This is a genomic window from Olsenella kribbiana (assembly GCF_036408795.1).
GTDB classification, from domain to species: Bacteria; Actinomycetota; Coriobacteriia; order Coriobacteriales; family Atopobiaceae; genus Olsenella_L; species Olsenella_L kribbiana.
In genome coordinates this window covers 38,531-64,869 of sequence record NZ_JAZGJP010000011.1, presented here as the reverse complement: position 1 = coordinate 64,869, position 26,339 = coordinate 38,531, and the positions used below count along the sequence as shown (strand labels likewise).

Annotated in this window: 24 protein-coding genes; 4 read left to right on the top strand and 20 right to left on the bottom strand. The window is 60.1% G+C overall.

Translation table 11 applies throughout. From position 1 onward, the window contains the following. Positions 1-20: 20 nt before the first annotated feature. Positions 21-164, top strand: coding sequence for a hypothetical protein (locus tag VXJ24_RS08410; protein WP_330972486.1), 144 nt, complete (start codon positions 21-23; stop codon positions 162-164). Positions 165-257: 93 nt separating this feature from the next. On the opposite strand, the gene VXJ24_RS08405 is transcribed toward VXJ24_RS08410, so the two are convergent. From VXJ24_RS08405 to VXJ24_RS08395, 3 genes are all read right to left on the bottom strand, one after another. Next, on the bottom strand, positions 258-2,849 hold the full coding sequence (locus VXJ24_RS08405; RefSeq protein ID WP_330972485.1) for a heavy metal translocating P-type ATPase: 2,592 nt from the start codon (positions 2,847-2,849) through the stop codon (positions 258-260). Between the two features lie 91 nt (positions 2,850-2,940). Next, the gene (locus tag VXJ24_RS08400; protein ID WP_330972484.1) at positions 2,941-3,273 is read right to left on the bottom strand and encodes a metal-sensing transcriptional repressor; all 333 of its coding nucleotides are present in this window, start codon (positions 3,271-3,273) and stop codon (positions 2,941-2,943) included. Between the two features lie 184 nt (positions 3,274-3,457). Continuing rightward, positions 3,458-4,672, bottom strand: a complete 1,215-nt coding sequence (locus VXJ24_RS08395) for an alanyl-tRNA editing protein (protein ID WP_330972483.1) — start codon at positions 4,670-4,672, stop codon at positions 3,458-3,460. Positions 4,673-4,905: 233 nt separating this feature from the next. Between VXJ24_RS08395 and VXJ24_RS08390 the strand changes: the two genes are divergently transcribed. Both VXJ24_RS08390 and VXJ24_RS08385 read left to right on the top strand, forming a co-directional pair. Then, complete coding sequence (locus VXJ24_RS08390; protein WP_330972482.1) at positions 4,906-5,991, top strand: DUF2891 family protein; 1,086 nt, start codon at positions 4,906-4,908, stop codon at positions 5,989-5,991. 173 nt (positions 5,992-6,164) lie between these two features. Beyond that, a complete protein-coding gene (locus tag VXJ24_RS08385; RefSeq protein WP_330972481.1) occupies positions 6,165-7,280 on the top strand; it encodes a 5-methyltetrahydropteroyltriglutamate--homocysteine S-methyltransferase in 1,116 nt (371 codons plus the stop codon). 122 nt (positions 7,281-7,402) lie between these two features. Here the strand turns inward: VXJ24_RS08385 and VXJ24_RS08380 are convergent, their stop codons facing one another. The 9 genes from VXJ24_RS08380 to VXJ24_RS08340 form a co-directional block, all read right to left on the bottom strand. Further along, entirely contained in the window at positions 7,403-9,079 is a 1,677-nt protein-coding gene (locus tag VXJ24_RS08380; RefSeq protein WP_330972480.1) for a DUF2130 domain-containing protein, read from the bottom strand. A gap of 128 nt (positions 9,080-9,207) precedes the next feature. Next, positions 9,208-10,542, bottom strand: coding sequence for a S1C family serine protease (locus VXJ24_RS08375; protein ID WP_330972479.1), 1,335 nt, complete (start codon positions 10,540-10,542; stop codon positions 9,208-9,210). A gap of 225 nt (positions 10,543-10,767) precedes the next feature. After that, positions 10,768-11,442 carry a response regulator transcription factor gene (locus VXJ24_RS08370; protein WP_330972478.1) on the bottom strand — a complete coding sequence of 225 codons (675 nt, stop codon included), beginning with the start codon at positions 11,440-11,442 and terminating at the stop codon, positions 10,768-10,770. 185 nt (positions 11,443-11,627) lie between these two features. Continuing rightward, positions 11,628-12,470 carry an ABC transporter substrate-binding protein gene (locus tag VXJ24_RS08365; protein ID WP_330972477.1) on the bottom strand — a complete coding sequence of 281 codons (843 nt, stop codon included), beginning with the start codon at positions 12,468-12,470 and terminating at the stop codon, positions 11,628-11,630. Positions 12,471-12,508: 38 nt separating this feature from the next. After that, positions 12,509-13,366, bottom strand: a complete 858-nt coding sequence (locus VXJ24_RS08360) for an amino acid ABC transporter ATP-binding protein (protein ID WP_330972476.1) — start codon at positions 13,364-13,366, stop codon at positions 12,509-12,511. Next, on the bottom strand, positions 13,359-14,798 hold the full coding sequence (locus tag VXJ24_RS08355; protein ID WP_330972475.1) for an ABC transporter permease subunit: 1,440 nt from the start codon (positions 14,796-14,798) through the stop codon (positions 13,359-13,361). The genes VXJ24_RS08360 and VXJ24_RS08355 overlap by 8 nt, the downstream gene beginning before the upstream one ends. Before the next feature lie 76 nt (positions 14,799-14,874). Further along, positions 14,875-15,720 carry a transporter substrate-binding domain-containing protein gene (locus tag VXJ24_RS08350; protein ID WP_330972474.1) on the bottom strand — a complete coding sequence of 282 codons (846 nt, stop codon included), beginning with the start codon at positions 15,718-15,720 and terminating at the stop codon, positions 14,875-14,877. A gap of 429 nt (positions 15,721-16,149) precedes the next feature. Then, positions 16,150-17,490, bottom strand: coding sequence for a glutamine synthetase family protein (locus VXJ24_RS08345; protein ID WP_330972473.1), 1,341 nt, complete (start codon positions 17,488-17,490; stop codon positions 16,150-16,152). 248 nt (positions 17,491-17,738) lie between these two features. Next, positions 17,739-17,966: a FeoB-associated Cys-rich membrane protein gene (locus VXJ24_RS08340; RefSeq protein WP_330972472.1), complete on the bottom strand. Its 228-nt coding sequence runs from the start codon at positions 17,964-17,966 to the stop codon at positions 17,739-17,741. Between the two features lie 132 nt (positions 17,967-18,098). Between VXJ24_RS08340 and gpmA the strand changes: the two genes are divergently transcribed. Continuing rightward, positions 18,099-18,863: a 2,3-diphosphoglycerate-dependent phosphoglycerate mutase gene (gene gpmA / locus VXJ24_RS08335; RefSeq protein ID WP_330972471.1), complete on the top strand. Its 765-nt coding sequence runs from the start codon at positions 18,099-18,101 to the stop codon at positions 18,861-18,863. An 84-nt stretch (positions 18,864-18,947) separates the two neighbouring features. Here gpmA and VXJ24_RS08330 read toward each other — a convergent pair whose 3' ends face one another. The 8 genes from VXJ24_RS08330 to VXJ24_RS08295 all read right to left on the bottom strand — a co-directional run bounded on the left by VXJ24_RS08330 (position 18,948) and on the right by VXJ24_RS08295 (position 26,029). Continuing rightward, positions 18,948-19,184 carry a sensor histidine kinase gene (locus VXJ24_RS08330; RefSeq protein WP_330972470.1) on the bottom strand — a complete coding sequence of 79 codons (237 nt, stop codon included), beginning with the start codon at positions 19,182-19,184 and terminating at the stop codon, positions 18,948-18,950. 178 nt (positions 19,185-19,362) lie between these two features. After that, a complete protein-coding gene (locus VXJ24_RS08325; protein WP_330972469.1) occupies positions 19,363-19,506 on the bottom strand; it encodes a hypothetical protein in 144 nt (47 codons plus the stop codon). Between the two features lie 203 nt (positions 19,507-19,709). After that, a complete protein-coding gene (locus VXJ24_RS08320) occupies positions 19,710-20,117 on the bottom strand; it encodes a flavodoxin domain-containing protein (protein WP_330972468.1) in 408 nt (135 codons plus the stop codon). Positions 20,118-20,296: 179 nt separating this feature from the next. Continuing rightward, entirely contained in the window at positions 20,297-21,274 is a 978-nt protein-coding gene (locus VXJ24_RS08315) for a type I phosphomannose isomerase catalytic subunit (protein ID WP_330972467.1), read from the bottom strand. A gap of 209 nt (positions 21,275-21,483) precedes the next feature. After that, entirely contained in the window at positions 21,484-22,512 is a 1,029-nt protein-coding gene (locus VXJ24_RS08310) for a helix-turn-helix domain-containing protein (RefSeq protein WP_330972466.1), read from the bottom strand. A 158-nt stretch (positions 22,513-22,670) separates the two neighbouring features. Further along, positions 22,671-25,340 (bottom strand): ferrous iron transporter B, encoded by a 2,670-nt coding sequence (gene feoB, locus VXJ24_RS08305; RefSeq protein WP_330972465.1) that lies wholly within the window; start codon positions 25,338-25,340, stop codon positions 22,671-22,673. Positions 25,341-25,466: 126 nt separating this feature from the next. Then, positions 25,467-25,709 (bottom strand): FeoA family protein, encoded by a 243-nt coding sequence (locus VXJ24_RS08300; protein ID WP_330972464.1) that lies wholly within the window; start codon positions 25,707-25,709, stop codon positions 25,467-25,469. 41 nt (positions 25,710-25,750) lie between these two features. Beyond that, the gene (locus VXJ24_RS08295) at positions 25,751-26,029 is read right to left on the bottom strand and encodes a FeoA family protein (RefSeq protein ID WP_330972463.1); all 279 of its coding nucleotides are present in this window, start codon (positions 26,027-26,029) and stop codon (positions 25,751-25,753) included. Positions 26,030-26,339: the final 310 nt, after the last annotated feature.

The following is a 26,339-nucleotide window of genomic DNA, read 5'->3' as shown; positions in this document are numbered from 1 at the left end:
GCGCCGAGACGAGGAATGCCATGACCACAAGCGAGCAGCAGGAAGAGCCGCAGAGCCGCAATGAGCCTGAGGCTGGCCAGAGCGAAGAGTCCCAGAGCACCGTCACAGTAGGCTTCGTGCCCGCAGATTCCGAGTTCTCCGCCAGGCTCCGCATCTCTGCCTAGGCTGAAGCCTCATCTCATTGGCGTGCAGAAACAGCAGGACGGGCAGGTCCCGAAGAGCCTGCCCGTCCTGCCATTCTGCCTTGTATGCAAGAGCTACTTGATTGCGGTCACCGTGTAGCCGGCGTCTGCAACTGCCTTCTTGAGCTTGTCGTCGGACACGAGAAGCCCGGCGTCGAGCGTCGCGTTCTTGTTCTCGAGCGAGACGTGGACGTTCTTCACGCCGCGGACACCCTCGAGCGCCTCGGTCACGTGCTGGACGCAGTGCTCGCACATCATGCCATCGATAGAAAGCGTCTTTGCTGCCATATCTTTTCCTTCCTCTCCGGACGGATTCTCATCCATCCCCTCCGATACGCTGACTTTCGTTTCCTTTGCCGAAGCATCTGCCTTGGCTTTGGAAGGCTTCCAGGCAAAGAGCCTGAGCGCGTTCGAGACGACGAACACGGACGAGAAGCCCATTGCCGCTGCACCCACCATCGGGTTCAGCGTGATGCCCCACGGGGTGAGCACGCCGATTGCGACCGGGATGCAGATTGCATTGTAGAAGAGCGCCCAGAACAGGTTCTGGCGGATGTCCCTCATCGTCGCACGGGAGAGCTCGATCGCCGTTGCGATATCGGCCGGATCGGAGTGCATGAGGACGATATCGGCAGAGCCGATCGCCACATCCGTGCCGGCACCGATCGCGATGCCCACATCGGCGCGGGCAAGGGCAGGCGCATCGTTGATGCCGTCACCGACCATTGCGACCTTGTGTCCCTGGCGCTCGAGGTCGTGGACCTTCTTCTCCTTCTGGTCGGGAAGGACGCCTGCCACGACCTCGTCGACACCGACCTCAGAGGCGATGACAGAGGCGGTCTTCGGCTGGTCGCCCGTGAGCATGATGGCATGTATGCCCATCTGGTGGAGGCGGGCGATTGCAGAGGCAGATGTCGGCTTCACGACGTCGGCGATTGCGACAAGAGCGGAAAGCTTGCCGTCAGCAGCGATGAAGAGCGGGGTCTCAGCCTTGGCTGCTGCTGCATCTGCTGCAGACACGAGCTCGGAGACATCGACACCGCGCTCCTTCATGAGGCGGGCGTTGCCGATCAGGAGCTTCACGCCCGAGACAGTGCCGGCAAGGCCGCCGCCCGGAATCTGGGTGAAGTCTGAGACGTCTGCGTCAGCTGCTGCCTTCTCGTCCTCTGCGTAGCTCACGACAGCCTGGGCAAGCGGGTGCTCGCTTCTGCTCTCGAGCGCTGCCGCAAGGGAAAGGACATCCTTTCCAGCAGAAGCTGCCGGCACGAACGATGTCACGCGGGGCTTGCCCTCCGTGATCGTGCCTGTCTTGTCGAGGACGACCGTATCGAGGTCTCCTGCGCACTCGAGCGATTCTGCGCTCTTGATCAGGATGCCGACCTTGGCGCCACGCTCCGTACCGACCATGATGGCGGTAGGAGTGGCAAGGCCCAAAGCGCAGGGGCAGGAGATGACAAGGACAGAGACGGCGTGGTTGAAGGCAGCAGCGAAGTCTCCGGGTGCCAGGAACGCGAGCCAGAGGACGAAGGTCGCCGCAGCAATGGCCATAACGATGGGGACGAAGACGCCGGCGATGCGGTCAGCCGTGCGCTCGATCGGAGCCTTCGAGTTCGTGGCCTCATCGACGAGCTTGATGATGTGGGATAGGGTCGTATCGGCACCGACAGCGGTCGCACGCATCTGGAACCAGCCAGCCTGGACGACCGTGGCACCCGTCACCTTGTCCCCTGCTGCCTTCTCGGCAGGGACGGGCTCGCCTGTGATGGCAGACTCATCGACAGATGCCGTGCCTTCGGTGAGCACGCCGTCGACCGGCACAGACTCGCCGGTGCGGACGACGAGGATATCGCCTTCGCGCACATCGTCAGAAGAGATCTTCTGCTCTTCCCCGTCACGGATAACCGTTGCGGTCTTGGGAGCAAGGTCCATAAGTGCTGAAAGCGCGCTTGTCGTCTTGCCCTTGGCACGCGCCTCGAAGTACTTGCCGAGCGTGATGAGGACCAGGATCGTGCCGGCAGAGTCGAAGTAGAGGCTATGCATCATTGCATAGTGGGCAGCCTCCATGTCCATGACGCCCAGAGCCTCTGCCATCTGGTAGACACCGACGAGCGAATAGAGATAGGACGCAGCCGAGCCCACGGCGATGAGCGAATCCATGTTGGGCGAAAGATGGAAGAGCGTCTTGAAGCCCATCTGGAAGTAGCTTCTGTTCACAAAGAGCACGAACGTCGCAAGAAGGAGCTGCGTCACCGCGCTTGCCATCATCCCTTCCATGCCAGCAAGGCCCGGAACCTCAGGCCAGCCGAGCATGGGGCCCATTGCGATATAGAAGAGCGGCACGCCGAACACAAGCGACCAGATGAGCTGCTTCTGCTTCGCGGCAATCGCCTTGTCTGCCGCGATCTTGGGATCGACGAAGGCAGCTGCCTTCTCGGATGTGTTTGCACGGGAGCGCGGGGCAGCGCCGTAGCCTGCCTTGTCGATAGCGGCAACGACCGCATCGAGCGTCTTCGGCTTTCCGTCGTAGACGAGCTCCATCGAATTCTTCAGCAGGTTGACCTGGGCCTGGCTCACGCCTTTGACGCCTGATGCGGCACGCTGCACACGTGCTTCGCACGCCGCGCATGTCATGCCCGAGATATCGAAGGTCTCCTTCGCATCAACCATGCTGGCCTCCTTTCAATACCCATATGGGGTATATCGCAGTGACAGATATGCCTCAGCTCTCCTGCAGAAGGGCCTGCAGGAGGCAAGGCTCCTAGTAGAACTTCTTGAAGAGGTCCATGACCTCGTCGACGACCTCGACGTTTCCTTCCTGCACCTGTTCCACGACGCAGGTCTCGAGGTGGTCGCGCATCACTTCGCGCGAGATTGCCTTGACGGCGCTCTCGACGGCGGCGAGCTGTGTCAGCACATCGCCGCAGTAGCGGTCGGAATCGACCATGTTCTTGATGCCATTGAGCTGGCCGATGGCACGGTTGATGCGCCGGTCCACATCATGCTTGAGCTTCTCGGAGCGCGGCGTATGCTTCTGGCTTCCGCATGCCGGGCAGCTCTCCTGCTCTGTGGCTTCCTTCTTCTCTTCCGCCATCGTCGGTCCCTCCTGCCATACCCCCAAGGGGTTCTTGCTGCTGCCTACTATATGCCCCTTGGGGGTATATCGCAAACAGAGAGATCCTCTCCATACGGAGGTCACATTCTTACGAACGAAAATGTCCCTCCCGCTCTTTGGAAGCGGAGGGGACAATAAAGCAGGACGGTCAATGTTTCTGGACTTATCCGAGAAGCTCGCGGACAGATGCTTCCGCAGCATCCTTCGTTGAAGCCCAGCTGCCCTGGACCATCCGGGGCTTGCCGCCGCCACGGCCATCAAGCTTCTTGTTGAGCTCCTTGCAGGCAGGACGCAGGTCTTCTTCCTTCGCTGCCAGGACATAGGCTATGCGCGCTGCATCTCCCGGCACATCGGAGAGGGCTGCCACTTTCTCGACGTCCTCGCGTGCAAGCGCGGTCTCGCAGACAAAGCGGAGCTCGTCGATCTCGAGCCCCTCCTGGAACCAGAGAAGTAAGCTTCCTTCAGGTGCAGCCGCAGCCACATCCTGTGCAAGCTTCTCCTTCCTCGCCTGCTTGAGCTCGTGCTTGTAGTCATCCTTCTCGGCAGACAGGCGCTTCACGGCCTCAGGCACCTCTTCGTCTGCAACGGAGAGGAAGTTGCTCGTATCCCTGAGCTCCTCCATGCGCTCCTCGCAGAGCTCGAGCGCACGCCTGCCGCAGAGCAGCTCGAGGCGGGTCTTCTTCTTTTTCGTGCTCATGCGCACGATCTTGATGAGGCCGACCTGGCCCGACGACGAGAGATGCGTGCCACAGCAGGCGCAGGTATCGACGCCTTCGATCTCGACGATGCGGATCTGGCCTTCGTGGTCCTTCTTGCTGCGGTAGTCCATTGCCTCGAGCTCATCCGGCGTCGGCAGAAGGGCGCGCACCGGCACATCGGCACGAACGGCTGCATTGGCACGGCGCTCCACGTCGAGTGCATCCTCTGCCGTGAGCACGCCGTCGAAGTCGACCTCGATGCTCTTCTCTCCCATATGGAAACCGATGTTGTCGTAGCCGAAGAGCTTGTGCACGATGCCCGAAACGATATGCTCGCCGGTATGTGCCTCCATGTTGTCGCGGCGCCAGATCCAGTCGAGCGCACCGTGCACCTCAGAGCCGACAGGAAGCGCCACATCGCTCAGATGCACGACACCTTCTTCGCTGCCATCTTCTGCCTTGCCAGGCACCGCCTCTGCGACATGGGCGACTACCGCATCCTCGCCCTCGCCGAGCGTGAGCGTGCCGCGGTCTCCCGGCTGGCCGCCACCCGTCGGATAGAAGGCCGTTTGAGATAGCTCGATGGCATATCCCCCATCGTGCGGCTCGCACGAGGTGACTGATGCCACGAACTCCTTTGCATAGGGCTCCCGGTAATAGAGATCGTCGAATGTCTGCATGAAGTTCAGGTCCTTCCGAAGATGCCTTCTGGCACCCAATCGTTTCTGTACCGGGACATGATAGGCCCCAGCGCCTTTGCTGCGCAAACCGAGAAGATGCCCTGCCTGGCATATGTACGACTATCGCTGTATCTTCTGCATTTCCGCTGGCGGGATGGTAGGCCATGCCAGCATCGGCTTCTCCCACAATGGATAGGCAGACAGAGGACCTATCATTCCAGGAAGGATGACCCATGATCGGCGACAGGGGCTTTGATATCACCGCAGATGCATATGCCGAAGCCGGAAGGCGTGAGGCGCTCAGAGGCGTCTGCAGATGCGTGCTTTCCCAGATAGAGCGGCCCTACCCCTGCTCAGAGCGCCAGACGCTCACCTGTGCCGAGGACCTCGAGCTGCCCCGCAAGCGCTTTCCGGCATTCTATGGCTCCTTCGACTGGCATTCCTGCGTCCACTCGCACTGGACGCTTGTCCGCATGCTCAAGGACAATGTCCTGACAGACGTACCTGAGCTCGAGAAGGCAGCAGCAGCGCAGCTCTCCCGCACGTTCGCGCCTGACCTTATGGAGCAAGAAGCCAGAAGCTGGAAGGAGAAGGTGCCCCAGTGGGAGGAGAAGCCCTACGGCTGGACCTGGGAGCTTGCCCTCGATCAGGAGCTGGGAAAGCTCGCGAATGCTGAAAGCCCCTACGCCGATGAGGCCAAGGCCTGGCGAGCAGCCCTCTCCCCGCTCACCGAGGAGATGCACAGGCGCGTGGCAGGCTGGATAGCGCATCTTTCGCTTCCAGCCCGCACGGGCATGCACTCGGACACTGCCTGGTCGCTTGCCATGGCGGCAGACTGTGCAGAGGCGACAGATGACCAGGAGCTCCTGGAGTCCGTCTGCATGGCAGCCGTCCGTCTCTTTGGAAATGACGTGGAGGCACCTCTTGCCTATGAGCCCGAGGCCGATACCTTCACCTCGGCAATCCTGAATGAAGCCGCCCTCATGGCAAGAGTCCTGTCTGGGGAGGCATATCTCTCCTGGATGAAGGACTATATGCCAGCGCTCTTCTCCGAGAGCTTCTCTTCGCCTCTTCTGGCAGATCTTCCCGGCAAGTGGGACGGCACCGGATACCTCGAGGTGCATACCGTGGCACTTCCGACCTCCCGTGCCCTTGCCGCAAGGGATGCAGCAGCTGCGCTTCCTGCCGGCACCGCACGTGACCGCCTCTCCCAGGAGGCTTCGCGCTGGCTCGTCCAGGGTATCCAGGATGTCGAGCTTTCGGGATATCTCGCCGACCACTGGGTCGGCAGCTTCGTCTGTGCCGCCCTTGCCGACTGAGGCTGGCATAGGTTCGCTCCCAAGCCTCAATCCATAGCCTCATGCTATGGATATCGCTCGCTAATAGATAGTTTTCTATGAATCACCTATCTGGCACCATTTCTGTCCGTACACCAGAGAACCGTTCAGGGCACGGCAGCAGACGGGTGCCCGCCATCCAGGAGGAGATGCGCATGACCATCAAGCAGCCGCCCTATACCTACGATATCGTAGGAAGCTTCCTGCGCCCCCAGCGTCTCAAACGTGCCCGTGCAGCCTTTGCCGCCGGCAAGATCTCCCGAGATGAGCTCACCGCTGTCGAAGATGAGTGCATCACGGAGCTTGTGGAAAGCGAGAAGAAGGTCGGCCTCAAGGCCGTGACCGACGGCGAGTTCCGCCGCGCCATGTGGCACCTCGACTTCCTCGAGGAGCTCGAGGGCGTCGAGCATGTGGATACTGCCAACTGGTCCGTCGAGTTCAAGGGCCCGAAGCCCAAGGGCGCCCAGCTCCGCTTCACGGGCAAGATCGGCTTCGGCGACCACCCGTTCTTGAAGCACTACGCAAAGCTCAGGGAGATTGCAGGCAACTACCCGACGAAGATGACGATACCGTCGCCGTCGATGCTCCACCTCATCCCCTGTGTCCGTGGCAAGGCTACGTATGAGCCGATCGACCGCTATAAGGACGAGCAGGCCCTCTTCGACGATATCGTCACCACCTACCAGGACGCCGTGAAGGCCTTCTACGACCTCGGCTGCCGCTATCTCCAGTTCGATGACACAGCCTGGGGCGAGTTCTGCGATGCAAAGAAGCGTGCTGCCTACGAGGCGGAAGGCATCGATCTGGCCGAGGTGGCAAAGCACTACGTCACGATGATCAACCGCATCCTCGAGGCAAAGCCCGAGGACATGACCATCACGACGCACATCTGCCGCGGCAACTTCAGGAGTACCTGGTTCAGCTCCGGCGGCTATGAGCCAGTCGCAAAGACCCTCTTCGAGGCGAACTATGATGGCTTCTTCCTCGAGTACGACTCCGACCGTGCCGGCAGCTTCGAGCCGCTCCGCTATGCGAAGGACAAGATCGTCGTCCTCGGCCTCGTCACGTCGAAGTTCCCGGAGCTTGAGGATGAGGATGCCGTGATCGAGAGGATCCACGAGGCAGAGAAGTACGTGCCCTTGGAGCAGCTCCGCCTCTCTCCGCAGTGCGGATTCTCCTCCACCGAGGAAGGAAACGTCCTCACCGAGGACGACCAGTGGGCAAAGTGCGCCCTCATCAAGCGCATCGCAGAGCGTGTCTGGAGCGCGTAGACTACAAGAGACAGACCCATAGCCACAAGCGGAGCGGAGCTCGTCGCAAGACGGGCTCCGCTCTTCTCATGCTGCACTTATGTCTCTCGTTGCCAAAGGCTCTGAAAGGCTCTCTGATGTGCCTATTCGACCTCGTCCGGATCCAGGGGCACATCCCCCTCAGCAAGCGGCAGGCTCTCCTTCTGGGCCTTCTCATTGGCCGCCCTCGCCTCTTCGAACTTCTCCTTCATGGTCGGGTTCTTGTAGGTGAGCTTCCTGATCGTGAGCCCTTCTGCCTTGTCATTCGCAAGCCGGAGCTGGCGCTCGGAGGAGAGGAGGTTCTCCTTCACCTTGTTCAGGTGGTCGATCGTCGAGTCGATCTCCTTGATAGCGTTCTGGAACTTGTTCGAGGCAGCAGCATAGTTCTTCCCGAACTTCTGCTTGAAGTCGCCGAGCGCCTCCTCGAAGTTCGTGATATCGATGTTCTGCTGCCTGGTCTCGGCAAGCTCGCGGCGGGCATCCACCGCGTTGAGCCCCGCATTCCGAAGCAGCGTGATCATCGGGATGAAGAACTGGGGTCTGATTGCGTACATCTTCGGATACTCGTAGCTCACATCGACGATGCCCTGGTTGTAGAACTCGTTGTCCGGCTCGAGCATCGTGACGAGCACGGCATATTCACAGTGCTTGTTCTTTCGGTCCTGGTCGAGCTTCTTGAAGAAGTCCGCATTCTTGTGGCGGTTGGCCTTGGCAGAAGCCTCATCCTCGTTCTTCATCTCGAACATGATCGAGACGATCTCTGTGCCCGAGGGGTCGTTCTCGCGGAAGACATAGTCGCCCTTGGAGCCTCCCACGACGTCGTTGTCCTTGTGGAACTCGGCGTTCCGGAAGCCCATCATGCGCCACTTGTTGAACTCCATCTCGCAGTGCTGCTCGAGCGTCTCGCCGATGAGCTTCGTCGAGAGGCGGGCACGCTGGTTCCTGAGCCTCTCTATCTCATCCTGCTTGTCCTGGATGAGGACATCCTTGTCGCGGAGCTTCTCCACCATCTCCTGCCTGAGCGTCGCCTCGGCCTGCTCGCGCTCTGCCTTGGCCTGCTTGACCTCCCCTTCGAGCCCGGCAATCTTCTGCTCGAGAGGCGAGGTCGCCTCGGTCAAAGCCAGCGCCTTCTGGCTTGCGAAGGCCTCTTCGCGCTCCTTTGCTGCAGCTTCGAGCGCTGCAATCTTCTGGTCGCGGTCAGAGAGCGCAAGCGCCTTCTGGTCCTGATAGGCCTGCTCCTTTGCCTTGGCTTCGGCCTCGTATGCCTGCTCTTTGGCCTTTGCCTCCGCCTCGAGCGTCGCTATCTTCTGGTCGCGTCCGGAGAGCGCCTCGGCAAGCGCTGCCTTCTGCTCTGCCTCCTGGCGGCTCTGGGCATCCTTGGCAGCAGCAAGGGCGCTCTCGAGCTCTGAGATCTTTGCCTTGAGCTCGCCGAGGCCTGCCTCATGCGCAAGGTCGCTCTCACGCTTCTGGGCGGCAAGCGAGCGCTCGGCTTCTGCATCCTTGGCAGCGAGGCTCTGGTCTGCGGCCTTCTTCTGCGCCTCGAGCTCATTCTTGAGAAGCGCAATCTGGCTGTCACGCGCAGAGGTCTCCTTCAGAAGCTTTGCCTTGAGCTCGTCTTCTGCATGCTGGACCGCCTGCTCGCGCTCGCGCCTGAGCATCTGCTCCTGCTTCTGTATCTCTGCTGCGAACTCCCGGTCGCGTACCTGCTTCACGATATCGGCGTAGCTTGCCTCATCGACCGTGAACACCTTGCCGCAGTGCGGGCACCTGATTTCCTGCATGGAAGGCCTCCTATCGCCCTTGTCCTCTCCCTTAGAGCGTAGCAAATGCATCTGACAGAAATGGGCCGCATAGAAGATGCCCCACCCTCCGGAGAGGATGGGGCATCCCATGCGCCTATGCAGGAGCGCTACCTGCTGCTGCCAAGGCCATTCGAGCTCGAGCCATTGCCACCAAGCCCCTTGCCGAGGCCGTAGCCGAAGATGCTGGAGCCGGAATTGGAGTTCTGGTCCTGCTGCTGTTCTGCCTGGAGGCTCTCATCCGAGCCGAGCGTGACCTGGACCGTCTGCTCCTTGCCATCACGGACGAACGTGACGCTCACGGTATCGCCGACATTCTTCGAGCGGATTGCGAGGATCATGCCGTCAGCAGAGGTGATGGACTCGCCGTCGACCGCAGTGATGATGTCGCCCGACTTGATGCCTGCGGTATCAGCAGGGCTGCCCGACGTGACTTCGACGACGTAGGCGCCGCTCGAGGCACCGAGGCTGTAGCGCTGGGCAAGAGACGAGGTGACCGTCTGCATCGTGAGGCCGATATAGGGGTGCACGACCTGCTTGCCAGAGATGATCGTATTCGCGACCTCGATAGCGTAGTTCGAAGGAATGGCAAAGCCGATGCCGGCTGATGAGCCGGACTCGGACTCGATCAGGGTATTGATGCCGACAAGCTTGCCCTCGGAGTCGACAAGAGCGCCGCCGGAGTTGCCCGGGTTGATGGCAGCATCGGTCTGGATGAGGTTCGTATAGATCGTGTTGCCGCTCGTGGACTGCATCATCGTGGAGCGGTAGAGGGCAGAGACGATGCCCGTGGAGACGGACTGCTCAAGGCCGTACGGCGAGCCTATTGCCATGACCCACTGGCCCATGACAAGGGAGGAGGAATCGCCGACCTCGATCGGGGTGACGGTTGCGCCTTCGAGGTCTGCCTTGATGACAGCGAGGTCAGAGGACTCATCGGAACCGACGACCGTGGCCGTATAGCTCTGGCCCTCGATCGTGACGGAGATCTCCTCGGCACCGTCGATCACGTGGTAGTTCGTGAGGATGTTGCCATCCGTGTCGAGGATGACGCCAGAGCCGAGGCTCGAAGAGGAGGATGTCGTCACATAGACAGAGGCGACAGACGGCACCGTCTTGGCAGCGACTGCCTCGGCAACCGTGGCATCCTCGGTATCGGCGTTGATCGTGATGTTCTGGGCCGGGCTCGTGCCTGAGGTCGAAGTCTTCGGGCCTGTCTTCACAAGGCCGAATCCGAAGAGGATTGCAACGATTGCGACAGCGCCGATGACGCCGCCGAGGACAGAAGCCAGGACGACACGTCCGCTGCCCTTCTTGGGCGGCTTCTCGTCGCCTGTGCCGCCCTCGCCCGTCCCGACGGGAGAGGGAGCCATATGCTTCGTTTCCTGCACCTGGGTCTCGTCGTAGCCTGGCACGGGAGGCCTTCCGTCATTTTCTTCGCTCATAAGGCTTCCTTTCTGGATGCCGCCTCTCACCCAGAGCAGACGGATCCGAAGGTTTTACGTCAAGGCACTTTGTACCCAAACAGCCTTCTTCCGGGCACACTTGAAAGCCTCGTCCGCATCCAACATCTGAGCGGCACCATACTTCAAGAATGCTGAAAGCTGGGAATCGCTACGAAAAAGCCGGCCACGAGGCCGGCTCTGTACCTGAGAATATGTATCTATCCTCTAAATCTTGAAGAGGTATCCGACGCCACGGACGGTCACGATGTGGTTTGCGACCTGCGGGCCCACCTTCGAGCGGACACGACGGATGTGGACATCGACCGTACGGGTGCCGCCGCAGTATTCGAAGCCCCAGACGCGGTGGAGCAGCGTCTCCCTCGAGTAGGCACGCGACGGATGAGTCGCGAGGAAGGACAGGAGCGAGTACTCCATGAGCGTCAGGTCGACCGGCTTGTCGTCGATGTGGACCTGGTACGTCGCAAGGTTGATCGTCATGTTGTCGATCGTCACGATATCGGCAGGAGCGCCCTCCTCGCCCGGCCACAGAAGCTGCGAGCAGCGGACCTCGAACTCTGCCTCTCCTGCCGTGGAGAGGATGAAGTCCGCCTTGCCCTGGACAGGCATGTGGAGCTGTGCAAGCTTGTCCTCGTCGGTGATGAAGAGGATGGGGATGAAGCCATTGTCCACGACGTAGGCATCGACAGCATTCAGGATGTCCTGGGAGGCGCCGACAACGTCGAGGATGACAAGATCGAACTCATGGCCCGAGGTAATTGCCTGGTTGAACGTATCGGGCGTCGCCAGAAGCGTCGAGACATCCAGCGCGTGGGAAAGTTCGCGCATGCGGTCGTGATGGCGAGTGGTACGCGCGATGAGGAGTATGTTCTTGTGATGCATCGAGACTCACCAATCATCGATATTAAGAACAATCTGACAGTAGTCAGAGAATAGCACACTCATCGGCCAATGGTTTCCCACGAGCTCCCAATGCCCTGAATATAGGCGCAATTATGGTGAATGGGTGCAGCTACCTGCAAAGGAGCTGCACCATATTCAGCTTTTATGCAGCTTCGCTCATACGATCAGAGCGTGCTTCCAAACCACTTCGTCTCGATCTCGTCACGCTTGCCGGAATCGATGACGGCTTGGAGCGCTTCATTCACCGCATCGAGCAGCGCCTGGTTGTCCTTCGACACTGCCATGCCGTACTGGTCGCCCGTCGGAATCTCGATTGCGACGGAGAGGTCTGTGAAGGACGCCGTGCAGAGGTACTTCACGACCGGCAGGTCTGCGCAGGCCGCATCATATTGACCGGCCTGGACGCCTGTGAGCGCCTGGACTGGGTCATCGAGCGCCACGACGGTCGCATTCACGAGGTTCTCCTGCGCCCATGCCTCGCCCGTCGTGCCTGCCTGAGCAGCAACCTTCTTACCGGCAGCATTCAAGGCTTCCTGCGTGGTCTCCGTGCTGTCTGCCTTCGTGACGACGCCGAGGTTCGAGTCGATGTAGGGGTCAGAGAAGGCGATCTCCTTTTCGCGCTCAGCCGTGATCGTGATGTTTGAGACGCCGAGGTCTGCCTTGCCTCCCTGCTTGATGAGCGGAATGATCGTGTCGAACTTCGTGGCATCCAGCCACGTGCTCTCGAGCCCCATCTCTTCGGCAATGGCAGCCATAAGGTCGACCTCGAAGCCCTTGGGCTCCTTCGAGCCCTTGTCGTAGTAGCTGAAGGGCGGGTTTGCCATATCGGAGACCGACGTGAGCTTGCCATCCGTCACAAGGTTGAGCGAGCTGTTCGCGCTCGAAGACGTATCGGCAGCTGCGCTCGCGCTCGAAGATGTGCCGTTGGAAGACGAACAGGCTGCAAGCCCCATCAGGGCAAGGCCGGCTCCCGTACAGAATCCACGCCGCGAAATGTTCATGTTCATAGCCATCTCTCCTTGGGACCTCTGGTCCCCTCCAAGATCTATTTGATGTTTCCAATGAAGGCTGCCGTACGCTCGTTCTTCGGGTGGTCGAAGACCTCTTCAGGCTTGCCCTGCTCGACGACGACGCCGCCTTCCATGAAGACGACACGATCGGCGACTTCGCGGGCAAAGCCCATCTCGTGCGTCACGACGATCATGGTCATGCCCGAGTTCTCGGCGAGGTCGCGCATGACATCAAGGACGCCACGGACGAGCTCGGGGTCGAGGGCCGAAGTCGGCTCGTCGAAGAGCAGCACATCCGGGTGCATGGCAACAGCTCGGGCAATTGCGACACGCTGCTGCTGGCCGCCGGAGAGCTGGGCTGGCTTGAAGTCTGCACGGTCGGCAAGGCCGACCGCCTCAAGCTGCTTCAGGGCCTCCTTCTCGGCCTCTGCCTTCGACTTCTTGAGCACCTTCGTCTGGCCGATCATGACATTCTGCTTCGCCGTGAGGTGCGGGAAGAGGTTGAACTGCTGGAACACCATGCCGAGGTTCTGGCGGAGCTTGCAGACATCGGTGCCCTTGGCCGTGATCTCCTTGTCCTCGATGAGGATGTGTCCTGCCGTCGGAGTCTCGAGCAGGTTGATGCAGCGGAGCATCGTGGACTTGCCGGAACCGGAAGGTCCGAGCACGACGACGACCTCGCCGGGCCAGACATCGAGATTGACATCGCGCAGGACCTGCGTCTCGCCGTCGAACGTCTTGTTCAGATGCTCGATGCGCACGATCGGGTGCTCGCCCTTCTTGAAGGCATGATGCGAAAGAGGCAGGTCATGCTCGAAGGCAAGCTCTGCTGCCTCGTCTGCCGGGAGAGCCGCCGGCACCTGGGGTGCCTGGATGTGGTGGTGCTTAGGCATTGTCGAGACCTTCTTTCAGGGAGTGGGAGCGGAAGGGGGCAGAAAGTGCATCGAGGATGGAGGAAGAGTCCTCGTCCTTTGCCTCCATGTGGCTCGCCCCTGCGTCCACCACAGCTTCGTCCCCGGATGCATCAGAGGCAGCGCGGACAGCTCCGCCCTTCGGACGGGGGCCTCCGCCCGCTTCCGAGCGGGCAAGGCGCTTCTCGACGATGGAGACGACCTTGATGAGCGGCAGCGTGACGATCAGGTAGTAGATCGCTGCCGTCATGTACGGTGTGATGTTGCCGGTGACGGTCGTCAGGTTCTTCGAGTACATCATGAGCTCCATGACGCCGACGGAGGACAGAAGCGAGGTGTCCTTGTAGGCCGTGATGAAGTCGGAGGTGACGGTCGGAAGGACACGGCGGATCGTCTGCGGAAGGATGATGGAAAGCATCGTCTGGCTGTAGTTCATGCCGAGAGACGACGCTGCCTCATACTGTCCCTTCGGGATGGACTGGATGCCAGCACGGAAGATCTCGGCCAGGTAGGCAGAGGAGTTCACGGCCATTGCAATGCCGCCCAGAAGATAGTTGTTCACGTTGATGTTGAGCATCGGCAGGCCGAAGAAGAGGATGTAAATCTGCAGGAACAGCGGCGTGCCGCGCAGGATGTTGATGTAGATGACAGCGATGGCACGCACGACCGTGTGCTTCGAGATCTTCATGAACGCGAAGAGCAGGCCGAGCACGATCGCGAACGGGTAGCAGAGGATGACGATCGTGAGGCAGACGAGCCAGCCGGAGAAGAGCGACGAGAAGGATTCGAGCATGATCTGCGGCTTCAGGAACATGTTGAGGAACGGCACAGAGTTCCATGCCTGGACCCACGCCTGGTTGTCGAGCCAGTTCACGGCTGCCTGGAGCGGCGTATTCGCGATCGTCGTGATGGCAGGCGATGCGGCAAGCTGCTGCTCGCCTGTATCATTGGTATAGGTGCCCGTGACCTGGACGTCTCCGCCCTCGGTCGGGAACTTCATATCCTCGATCTCGAGACGCAGAAGCGAGCCGGAAGCGACAGGCTCTGCGAAGTCGATCTTGATCGTGTTGCCGGAAGGCGTGGCCGTGGCATCGGTCGAGATGCGCTTGAGTCCCTCGAGCACCGTGACCTTCGTGGACGAGCCATTGAATGTGCCATCATCCGGCAGCTGGAGCGTGATCGAGGAGACCTCCTCTCCGTCGTCGACGGTAGCCTCCCAGGTAAGGCGCGTCGCGATGCCGCCGATGACAGAAGATCCGCCATCCTCGTTCGGACGTGCAGTCGCATTCGAGACAGTCAGCGCCTCGGCGGTCATGGGCAGGCAGGCGAAGGCAAGCGCCACTGCTGCCATGATGGCAGCAAGAAGCGCCACAAGCCGCCTTCCGCCTGTCTTCTCTCTCAGTGTCAGATCCATGAAATGAAGCTCCTCTAATGCTCGATGGGGCCTTCGCTCCCGCAAAGACCCCATCGGATTCCTACGTCTATCGAACCTAGATCGTGGTTCCGAACCAGGTAATCTCGAGGTTGTCGAGCGTGCCATCATCCTTGATGGCGGCAAGCGCCTCATTCAGCGCCTTCGTGAGGTTCGGGTTGTCCTTCGAGACGGCAATGCCGTACTGCTCGCCCGTTGCGATCTGCTGAGAGATCTGCAGATCGGTATAGGAGTTGGTAATCATGTTCTCGGAGACCGGCAGGTCGCAGACAGCTGCGTCATAGAGTCCGGTCGAGACGCCCGTGAAGCACTGGACGAAGTCATCGAGCGGCACATAGGTTGCCTTCGTGAGGTTCTCCTGTGCCCAGTCGCCACCGGTCGTGCCGGACTGTGCGCAGATCTGCTTGCCTGCGACATCGAGCTCGTCCTTCGTCGTGGCCGTAGCGGTCTTCGAGACGACGATAGCCTGGTTGGAGTCGAGGTAGGGATCGGTGAAGTCAATCTCCTTCTTGCGCTCGTCCGTAATCGTCATGCCCGTGATAGCGACGTCGGCCTTGCCGCCCTGCTTGATGAGCGGAACGATCGTATCGAACTGCTGGGAGGGCAGCCAGGTGGACTCGAGGCCCATCTTGTCGGCAAGAGCAGCTGCGAGATCGACATCGAAGCCCTTGATCTCGCCCGTGTTCTCATCCATGGACTCGAACGGCGGGAATGCTGCATTGCAGACGCACGTCAGCTTGCCGTCCGTGACGAGCTTGTAGGAACCATCGTCAGAAGAGGAGCTCGAAGAAGAAGACGAGGAGCTCGAAGAGTTCCCGCATCCGGCAAGCATGCCAGCTGCCGCCATTCCACCTCCGATGGCTGTGGAGACCTTGAAGAATTCCCTGCGCGACAGACTGCTCATGATGTATACGACCTTCCTTTTATAGCGAGTATGACCGTGGGAGAAAGCCTATCCCGGACCGTATGTCCATAGCCAAGAGTTTCGGTGTTTCCGCCGCGGATGGAGCAGAATGTATCATCCTTTAACTCAATCTTCATTAAGCGACCTGCGGATATGCCGAATGTAACAGGCATTTTTCTTCATATTTTCACGATTGTATACATGTTTCATCGCGCATTCAGACTCTTTGCCTTCATGCCTTCGCACGTCAGACAGAGAGTTTTACTCTGTCACATTCGTGAAATGTTGGATGCTGAAACCGAATCGAATCCTTTCAGCCAGGAGCTCAGCATTCCTGGCTTCCTATCAAGAATTGAGCTAGTTCCCTTAACCGAAAAGAGGGCAGGCGCCGAAGCGTCTGCCCTCTCCAAGGTTCATATATTCCAAATCCTAGAAGCCTGCGTAGTAGTGCTCGCGCTCCCAGTCCGTGACGGTCGTGTTGTAATCGTCCCACTCGCGACGCTTCTCCTGGACGAGGTAGTCGCAGATATGGTCGCCCAGAACCTCGCGGCAGAAGTCGGACTTCTCGAAGTTGTCACATGCCTCGCGCAGATCTCGCGGCAGGCGCTTCACGCCCTTCTTTGCAAGCTCGGCCTCAGTCGCCGTGATGTCTTCCTGCGTCGCCTCATCCTGGAGCTTGAGCTCCTCCTCGATGCCACGCACGCCGGCTGCGAACGTGATAGCAAGCGCGAGGTAGGGGTTCGCCGTAGGGTCGGGCCCGCGGAGCTCGATCCTCGTGGACTGGTGCTTGCCCGGCTTGTGCATGGGCACGCGGACAAGAGCAGAGCGGTTGCGGTGTCCCCACGTCGTGTAGCAGGGCACCTCCCCCATCGGGCGCATGCGCTTGTAGGAATTGACGGTCGGGTTCGTGATGAGGGTGTACTCCGGTGCATAGCGGAGCACGCCTGCGATGAAGTGGTTGGCAAGCTCGGAGAGATGGTCGGGGTACTTCGAGCTCGGGCCCCAGAACAGGTTGTTGCCATCGTGGTCCATGAGAGACTCATAGAGGAACATGGCAGAGCCCTCGGTCTCCGAGAACGGCTTCGGCATGAACGACGCGAACATGTCGTTCGCGAAGGCCTCCTGCTTGATCACCAGGCGGGCGGTCATGATGTTGTCGGCGCAGCTCCTGGCCTCGGACCAGCGGAGCTCGATGCCGTTCTGGGACGGTGCCTGGGCGTGGAAGGAGTACTCCACAGGGATGGACATGCGCTCGAGCATGAGCGTCGTGTCGCGGCGCAGATCGCGGGCGGAGTCCCACGGCGTGAGGTCGAAGTATCCTGCCTTGTCCTGCGGAATCGGCTTCACGGAATCGCCGAAGTAGAAGTACTCGATGCGCGGAGCTGCGCAGGGCACATAGCCCTTCTTGTCGAGGTCCTCGAAGACACGCGTCAGCACGGCACGCGGATCTCCCTCGAACGGCCGGCGGCCCGGCGTCTTGATGTCGCAGAACATGCGGGCGGCACCATTCTGGCTCGGACGCCACGGCAGCACCTGGAAGGTATCGGGTGCCGGGAAGGCGAGCATGTCGGACTCCTCGAGCTGGGCGAAGCCATCGACGGCCGATCCATCGAAGCCGACGCCCTCATCGAATGCCTCTTCGAGGTCTTCGGGAGAGATCGCGAAGGACTTCAGGTTTCCGAGCACATCGGAGAACCAAAGACGGATGAAGCGGATATCGCGCTCCTCTACGGTACGCAGGACGAAGTCGACATTCCTATCGTTTGACATTATGAACCCCCCGGTCAAGCAGCCATGCTCCTATACGCATGCTTCCGCCACCGAATCTCGTATCCGTTCTGAAACTCTGGCATACACGTGTTTCATCCATGTTTCATGGCAAGAAGCTACGCGGAACCGAAACAAAGGCCAGCTCAAAGCTGCCATTCAGGCTCATACGTCTACCGCTCGCCGAGCGTACAGAATCCACACGGACGGCCATCATACATCAGTTTTTGAAGCGACAGCGAATCTGCGCATCAGCGCCCGTTCTGGACCTTCGGGAGCTTTCCCTCATCGACCGCCTTCTCAGCACGTGCAAGCATATCTTCTGCCGCAGGGCAGGGGCTTCCGGTCGCGGCAGCAGTGCAGGAACCCCTGCTTCCGCACTCGGCGCAGCCGTTCTTTGAGCCTTTGATGAGCGAACGCACAGCAAGGGCAAATGCAAAGACGACCGCAAGTATGATAAGGACGTCTAGAATATTCATAGCAACCCTCCTGATGGAGCCGGAATGGCATCTGTTAGCTACGGGTTACTATACCCTTCTAGGCAGTTCCCGGACGGGGTATGGCCCGGGTCCGGCAAAAGTTCGCATTGGCGCAACGAGGAAAGGAACGCTATGGCAGACGATCAGAACATGCATCTTGTCATCATTCGTCACGGTGAGTCTGAGTGGAACAAGCTCAACCTCTTCACCGGCTGGACGGACGTCGACCTCACCGACACCGGCCGCGCTGAGGCTGCAGCTGGCGGCAAGGCCCTCAAGGAGCAGGGCTATGACTTCGACGTGTGCTACACCTCGCTTCTGAAGCGCGCCATCCACACGCTGAACATCGTCCTCGACGAGATGGACCGCGCATGGCTGCCTGTCCACAAGACCTGGCGTCTCAACGAGCGTCACTACGGCGCTCTCCAGGGCCTCAACAAGGCAAAGGCTGCCGAGGAGCACGGCGAGGAGCAGGTCCTCATCTGGCGTCGTTCCTTCGACGTCCAGCCGCCTGCACTGACGCCGGGCGACGAGCGCGACCCGCACGTCCAGCCGATGTTCCGTGACGTCCCGCAGGAGGACCTCCCCTACACCGAGTGCCTGAAGGACACCATCGCCCGCGCATGGCCGTACTTCGAGCAGGAGATCAAGCCGCAGCTCGAGAGCGGCAAGCGTGTCCTCATCGCTGCTCACGGCAACTCCCTGCGCGCTCTTGTCATGCAGCTCGAGCACCTCACGCCGGAAGAGATTCTCAAGGTCAACATCCCGACGGGCGTTCCTTGCTCCTACACCTTCGATAAGGACTGGAACATCCTCGACAAGCACTACATCGGCGATCCTGCCACGATCGAGGCAAAGATCAACGCTGTTGCCAACCAGGGCAAGGCCAAGAAGTAGTTCATCTCTCAAAGAGATGCCAGGAGCCGGAAGCTTGCACGCTCCCGGCTCCTTTTCTATCTCTCTATCGTGGCGAATGCTGCATCAGACCGTTTTGTCCTGAGAAGCAGCAGGCAGCGTGATTGTGAACGTTGTCCCATGGCCCGCTTCGCTTTCGAGACCAATCGTGGCGCCCGTCACATCTGCTGCCCTCTTCGCCAGTGCCATGCCGAGGCCATTGCCCTTTGTCGCATGCGATGAGTCGCCCTGATAGAACTTCTCGAAGACGCACCGCTTCGTCTCCTCGTCCATGCCGCAGCCCGTGCCTGCGACCGTGACCATGGCCCTGCCTTCGGCTCCTCATGCATCCCGATCGATATCTTCCCATCAGGACACGAGGAGCCGGAAGGCCTGTGCCTTCCGGATCCATTCCTGTCGGATTCCAGGCTGGAGGTCATCTCGGGTGCAGGTCCATATCCTGCCCCGGGCGATACAAGGGCGCAGCCGCCCGGAGCAGCAACTACTCTCTGTTTCTGCTGTCCTTCCTGTCGTTCTTCTTCCCATGCCTCTCGAAGAGCCGCTTCACGGCAAAGATGGCAAGGGCTGCAAGGGCAAACATCCCGAAGATCCAGAACATGACAAAGACTTCCGCAGGACCGGGCATGGCAGCCTCCTATCGCGCGTCTTCTTCTACACTGCTGGTGCAGGGCATGCAGATGGATGCCGATATATATAGCATCTTCAGGCGCTTTTTCAGAACACAAGGCAGCCGCCGGCGATAGGGAGTCGCCGGCGGCTTGATGTCTGCCCTTCATGGCATCGGGGAGAGGGTCCGCTGCCACAAGGGCCGTATCAACGGATCGGATGCTACTGGGCAAGCTTCTGGCCGAGAGCCTTGAGCTCCTCGAGCGCATCGTCTTCAGGCTCGCCGTTCACAGCAACGGCGGAGACGACGTTGACGCCGGCATCTTCAGCCTGGGACTTCCAGGTATCCAGATACTCGCCGCCGCCCCAGCCATAGGAGCCGAAGAGCGCGACAGGCTTCGAGCCAAGCTCAGGCACGCACTCATTCCAGACGGGCTCGAACTCATCGGGCTCGATCTCCTCGGAACCCGTTGCCGGGCAGCCGAAGGCAAAGGCATCGTAGTTCTTTGCATCTGCAGCGGAGAACGAAGAAACTTCGATGGCCTCGGTTCCCGCCCCTTCTGCCACCGCTTCTGCCATGGCCTGGGTATTGCCGCTCTGGGACCAGTAGACGACTGCGACCTTGCTCATGGAATCCTCCTCGGGAAGCGGAGCGCTGCTCCGCGTCGATTTGTTTGCTATGACTAACTTAGCAGAGATGCCAATGTGTTAGCTCCGGTTTACTTGTCTCCATAGACTGTCCACATATGGAAAGAGGGCTGGATGGAAGCCCATCCAGCCCTCCTGGCTCAAACGTATGAGGCTCTTCCCTACTCGGGCAGATGCGAGGTGATGAGGGAAAGCGTCCCCTCGAACTCCATCGTGCCCGCGTCGGCAAGAGCGAGGAAGTGGGAGCCCTTCTTCAAGGGGTAGCGCGTGCCACATACCGTGACCGCGCCTTCGCCTGCATAGACGCTCACGCACATGAACGGCCACTTCTGCTCGATTGACTTCTTCCCGTCGATGCGTACGCGATCGACAACGAACTTCGGGCAGTCCATGAGCTCGGTGACGCCGTCCACCTCAGGAGCGCGCACCTTTCCGTCCTTCGGTGGCACCTGGGCGTAGTCCACGACATCGCAGGACTGGTCGATATGGAGCTGGCGCTTCGTGCCATCCGGCTGCACACGGTCGTAGTCATAGACCCTATAGGTGACATCGGACGACTGCTGCGTCTCGATCACGAGCGTGCCGGCGCAGAGGGCATGGATCGTGCCCGGCAGCACCTCGAAGAAGTCTCCGGTGTGGATGGGGACCTTGTTGAGAAGCCTGTCCCACTCCCCTGCCTCGACCATCGAGCGGAACTCCTCGGCATTCTTGGCATGCTGGCCGATGATGATCTGGGCACCCTCGTCTGCATGCACGACATACCAGCACTCGCGCTTGCCGAGCGAGCCGTTCTCATGCGCTCCGGCATAAGCATCATCCGGGTGCACCTGGACAGAGAGGCTGTCGGAGGCATCGAGGATCTTGATGAGGAGAGGGAAGCGTCCCTGGTCGCCTTCGCAGTTCGCGAAGAGCTCGCGGTGCTGATCCCAGAGCTCGGAGAGGTGCATGCCGTCAAAGGGGCCGCCGGTGATCGTGCAGTCCCCTGCCGGATGGGCGCTGATGGCCCAGCATTCGCCGATCTTCCCATCCGGAATCTTGTAGCCGAACTCGGTCTCGAGCTTCCTTCCGCCCCAGATCTTCGGCACGAAGATCGGCTTCATGAAGACGACGCCCACAGGCGCCGCGGTATATCCTGCCATGCGACTCTCCCTTGTTCCGCAATTGGATGCCACTGCATCCTGCCTGCATAAGCGTAAGGGGCTTGCCGCTGCTATGCAAGCATATTGCACATGTCTTCTTTATTTCTGTACATGTCTTTTATGCCCATATAGGAGAGGCTATCCGGATTGTCTCCAGACAGCCTCGCGGAATGTCCTATGTCTCCAGAGGGCAGGACAGGAGCTTCCCTTCAGCCTGCAACGCCTCTTTCTGCCAAGGTCCTGCTCCTCCAGGCATGGGGCGTCTCCCCCATCGTGTCAGAGAAGGCCTTCGTGAACTTCGAGGGATTCGCATAGCCCACCGAGGAGGCGACCTCTGCAATCGTGAGATCGGTCGTCTTCAGGGTCTCTGCCGCCTGCTTGATGCGGTAGGCACGGTACCACTGATAGATCGGCTGGCCGAAGGTCTCGCGGAACGCTTCCTTGAGCACGGTCGACGAGGTACCGCACATCGTTGCCAAGGTCGTGATCGTAATCGGCGTCGCGAGGTTGCCCATCATGATCTGCTGAGCCCTTGAAGCCAGCTCGACGTGGGAGAGCCTCGTCGTCCTTCTGTGGCCCATGTCCTGGGGCTGTGCAGCCTTCGGATCTGCCTTCGTGAGCAGCTGGAGCGCCTCGACCGCCTTGAGCCGGTACATGCTCTTCGATGCCTCGGCATGGCCGAAGCACAGAAGCTCGAACGTGCCGACGAGCTCGGGGCGAGCCGGCACCACATGGAGCTTCTCCTTCTCATGCGCAAGCGAGCGCACCGCTGAGGGGTCCACCCCGAAGGTCATGAGCACACGCCGTGCCTCGGCACGCATCGCACGTGAAAGGACGATTGCGCAGCCTTTCACATAGCCGACAGGGCACCTGAGCACAAGACGGCGCTCATCGGATGCAGCGATGCCGACCTCGCCGATCTGGACGACGGAAGAGAGCTCGTCTTCACGGTCGAACTCAGCTGAGCCCTGCTTGATGTAGACGATATCGATCGTATCATGGAGGTTCAGGCGCGCTGGCACCTCATAGAACTCGCCCAGAACCTTGCTCTTGAGCTCGAACTGCACAAGCGAGATGCCGGGGAAGAGCTCAACGATCGTCGCTTCTCCACGCGTGCCGTCATCTGCTGCGACCTGGTAGTGGACCGTGCTCGCGGCACGATGTGCCTCGTTCGTGAGCGAGAAGCTCGTGACAGGCTGAGCGCTGTTCCAGGCACGTGGCTGGTTCGTATCGTCCATCACAGGCTCCTTTCCAGCCGGTCGCGGATCGTGACGCAGGCAAGGCTCACCGCAGAGGCGAAAAAGACTGCATCGAGAAGTTCCATAAGGTGTGCTCCCAACATAGCAGAAGCGCTGCCGCTGTGGTGCGGCAGCGCTTTGCCAAACACGTACGGTGACTAGGCGACGTCTGCATCCAGCGTCGTCAGGATCTTGTCTTCTTCCTTGTCCCACTTCGGCATCGGCTTGAAGAGCTGATAGAGGATGAGAGCCAGAAGCACGAACGCGACGACGGTCCAGAAGCCGAAGTTGCCGAGAACGAAGAGCTCCCAGAGCTGGTTGATGATGCAGCCGACAACCCAGGCGAAGCCGCACTCATAGCCGATTGCGAACCAGAACCACTTGGGGTCGTTCATCTGGGAACGGATCGTGCCCATTGCTGCGAAGCACGGAGCGTCGAGCATGTTGAAGGCGACGAAGGCGCACATGGCACCGGCGTGAAGGACGCCAGCAGGATCGGTGAACATGGCAGCGAAGCCATTCCACATCGTGACGGAGTTCTCCGTTGCATCGCCCAGGCCATAGAGCGAGCCGAACGTGCCGACGAGGTTCTCCTTTGCGATGAGGGCGGAGATGGACGCAGCAGTTGCCTGCCAGTAGTCGCAGCCGAGCGGCGCGAAGATGAAGCCAAGAGCGTTGCCCACAGCAGCGAGCAGCGAGTAGTCCATGTAGTCGTCGCCGGCGCCTTCCATGCCCTCGAGGAAACCGAAGGAACCGGAGCCGCCTTCCCAGGAAGCGAAGCCGAAGCGCGAGAGCACCCAGATGCCAACAGCTGCGGCGAAGATGATCGTGCCTGCCTTCTTGATGTAGGCGCTCACACGCTCCCACACATGCAGCCACCAGGAGCGGATGGACGGGAAGTGGTAGTTGGGAAGCTCCATAACGAAGGGAGCAGGCTCGCCTGCGAAGGGCTTCGTCTTCTTGAGCATGATGGCGGAGATGATGATGGCAGCAAGGCCCATGAAGTAGAACATAGGCGCGACCCACCACATCGTGGAGCCGCCGGCAAGGACGCCCATCACAAGAGCGATGATCGGGGTCTTTGCGGAGCACGGAATCATGGTCGTGAGCATGGCCGTCATGCGGCGGTCTTTCTCGTTCTCGATCGTCTTCGTGGAGAGGACGCCCGGAACGCCGCAGCCAGAGGAGACGATCATCGGGATGAAGGACTTGCCAGAGAGGCCGAAGCGGCGGAAGACGCGGTCCATGACAAAGGCAACACGGGACATGTAGCCGCAGTCCTCAAGGAAGCAGAGAAGCACGAAGAGCACGAACATCTGCGGGATGAAGCCAAGGACGGAGCCCACGCCGCCGATGACGCCCTCGACCACAAGGGAGATCACGACGTCGGATGCGCCGGCTGCCGTGAGGGCATCCGTCACAGCGTCAGGGATGGAAGGAACGAAGCCATCGTAGTCGGCAGGATCGGGCTCGTCTGCCATGCCGTCGACAGCCGTCTCGAAGTCTGCGAGCGTGACCGCATCGATCGCATCGACCGTCTGGCCGGCAGCTGCAACAGGGTTGCCATCAGAGTCGAGCGTCGTGATCACATTGCCGTCGGTATCGGTGTAGTTGCCATCCTCGTCCGTCGTCGGGACGTCCGTGGCAACGACACCTGCTGCACCTGCTGCTTCCTCGAAGTCAGCGATCGTGACTGCATCCTCGTCTGTCGGATCCTCGGCGTCGATGGCCTCCTGGACACCATCGGTGTCGACGCCTGCAGCGTCAGCTGCTGCGATGTAGCCAGAGATCTGGTCGGCGTAGTGGTTGTCGGTCCACGCCTCGTTGTCCTCGTCGTAGGCATCCTGGCCAGCGGCGCTCACGAAGAAGCCGTCGCCGAAGAGCTGGTCATTGACCCAGTCCGTGGCAGCCGTGCCGACCGTGCCGATTGCGATGTAATAGACAAGGCAGATGACAGCGACGAAGATCGGGATGCCGAGCCAGCGGTTCGTGACGATGCGGTCGATCTTCTCGGACGTCGAGAGCTTCTTCGGTGCCTTCTTGACGCAGGACGCCATCACATCGGCGATCCAGTCATAGCGGTCGGACGTGATGATGGACTCGGCGTCGTCGTCGCGCTCCTTCTCGAGTGCAGAGATGACCTTCTCGCAGGCGTCGAGCTCGGCCTTGGAGAGGCCAAGGGGCTTGATGGCCTGGGCATCGCGCTCGAAGACCTTGATCGTGTACCAGCGGAGCTCTTCAGGCTGTGCCTTGCGCTCGATCGTCTTCGAGATCTTGCCCAAGGCCTCTTCGACCTCAGGAGAGAAGCACTTCGTGCCCGCAGTCGCCTTGCCAGCCTTGGCTGCAGCGATGGCCTGCTTCACGAGCTCGTCGAGGTTCTTGCCGTGGAGAGCGGAGACCTCGACCACAGGCACGCCGAGCATCTCGGAAAGCTTCTTCGTGTCGACGACGTCGCCGCGCTCCTTCAGAAGGTCGCACATGTTGAGGCCGACGACGACCGGACGTCCTGTCTCCAGGACCTGGGTCGTGAGGTAGAGGTTGCGCTCGAGGTTCGTGACGTCGATGAGGTCGATCACGGCATCAGGACGATCTCCGAGAAGATAGTCGCGGGAGACGACCTCCTCAGGAGAGTACGGGGAGAGGGAGTAGATGCCCGGCAGGTCGACAAACGTCACGTTCTTGTCTTCTCGCCAGTCTGCCATCTTCTTCTCGACCGTGACGCCCGGCCAGTTGCCGACATAGCCGTTCGATCCGGTCAGCTCGTTGAAGAGCGTGGTCTTGCCGCAGTTCGGGTTTCCTGCAAGACCGATATAGATGCTATCCGCCATTTCCTGCCTTCCTTGTGGAGCGAATATGGTGCCACGCTGTGCCCACCTGTTAGCCAAATGCTACTTTGTTGGAAACAATTGTTAGTTATGGCTTACTTGTTGGGCAAATAAAAAGGGGGTCTCCCCCTAGCGCTCTCCGTCTGCGACGTCCTTGACCTCGACGCAGGCAGCCTCGTCCTTGCGGACGGAAAGCTCGTAGCCACGCACGGTGAGCTCGATCGGGTCGCCGAGAGGTGCCACCTTCTTCACATAGACATCGGTGCCCTTGGTGAGGCCCATGTCCATGATGCGGCGCTTGATTGCGCCCGTGCCCGTGAGCTTCGCGACCGTTGCGCTCTGCCCTACCTTCACGTCTCTCAGAGTTGGCATTATGCTCCTTCCATCAAGCTGCAGAAAAAATCCTGCTGCCCTTAATACACAGAGATGTGTGATGTCATCGTCCTGTTGAGGCCGAACGTCGCACCCTTGACAGAGACGATGCAGTCGCCGTTCACGCGGCTCACGACCTTGACTTCAGCTCCCTCGATGAAGCCCATCTCAGCAAGATGCTGCCTGAGCTCCTTCGAGCCACGGACCTTGGAAACCACGGCCGTCTGTCCCGCTTCCACCATGGACAGCGGCAGGTTTGCCGCGGAGACATGGGATGCCATGTTCTGGCCTGCACCTATCCGTGCCATATCTACCTCCATGCGTGTCCTTTCTTGGTCGCAGCAGGATGAGTCTGGTCCTGCGGTCCCCAAAGTTATACGGAGTTGATTTACGCAAAGAGTATACCGCTGCAAACTCATCTGGAAGGGATAAATTGTGAGATTGGTCGAACTTTTTTGCTCCAATAAGCCACATATCCTGCCAGATGGGCCACTCCATGAGGCCAAATATGACCGTCTGCCTGCCAGAATATGCCGCAGGCAGAAAAATTCTTTCCTTTTTGGCCACCTCTCCAGGGCGCACCCACACGTTGCAGGTGCGCCCTGGAGGACGCACGCATAGACATCCGGA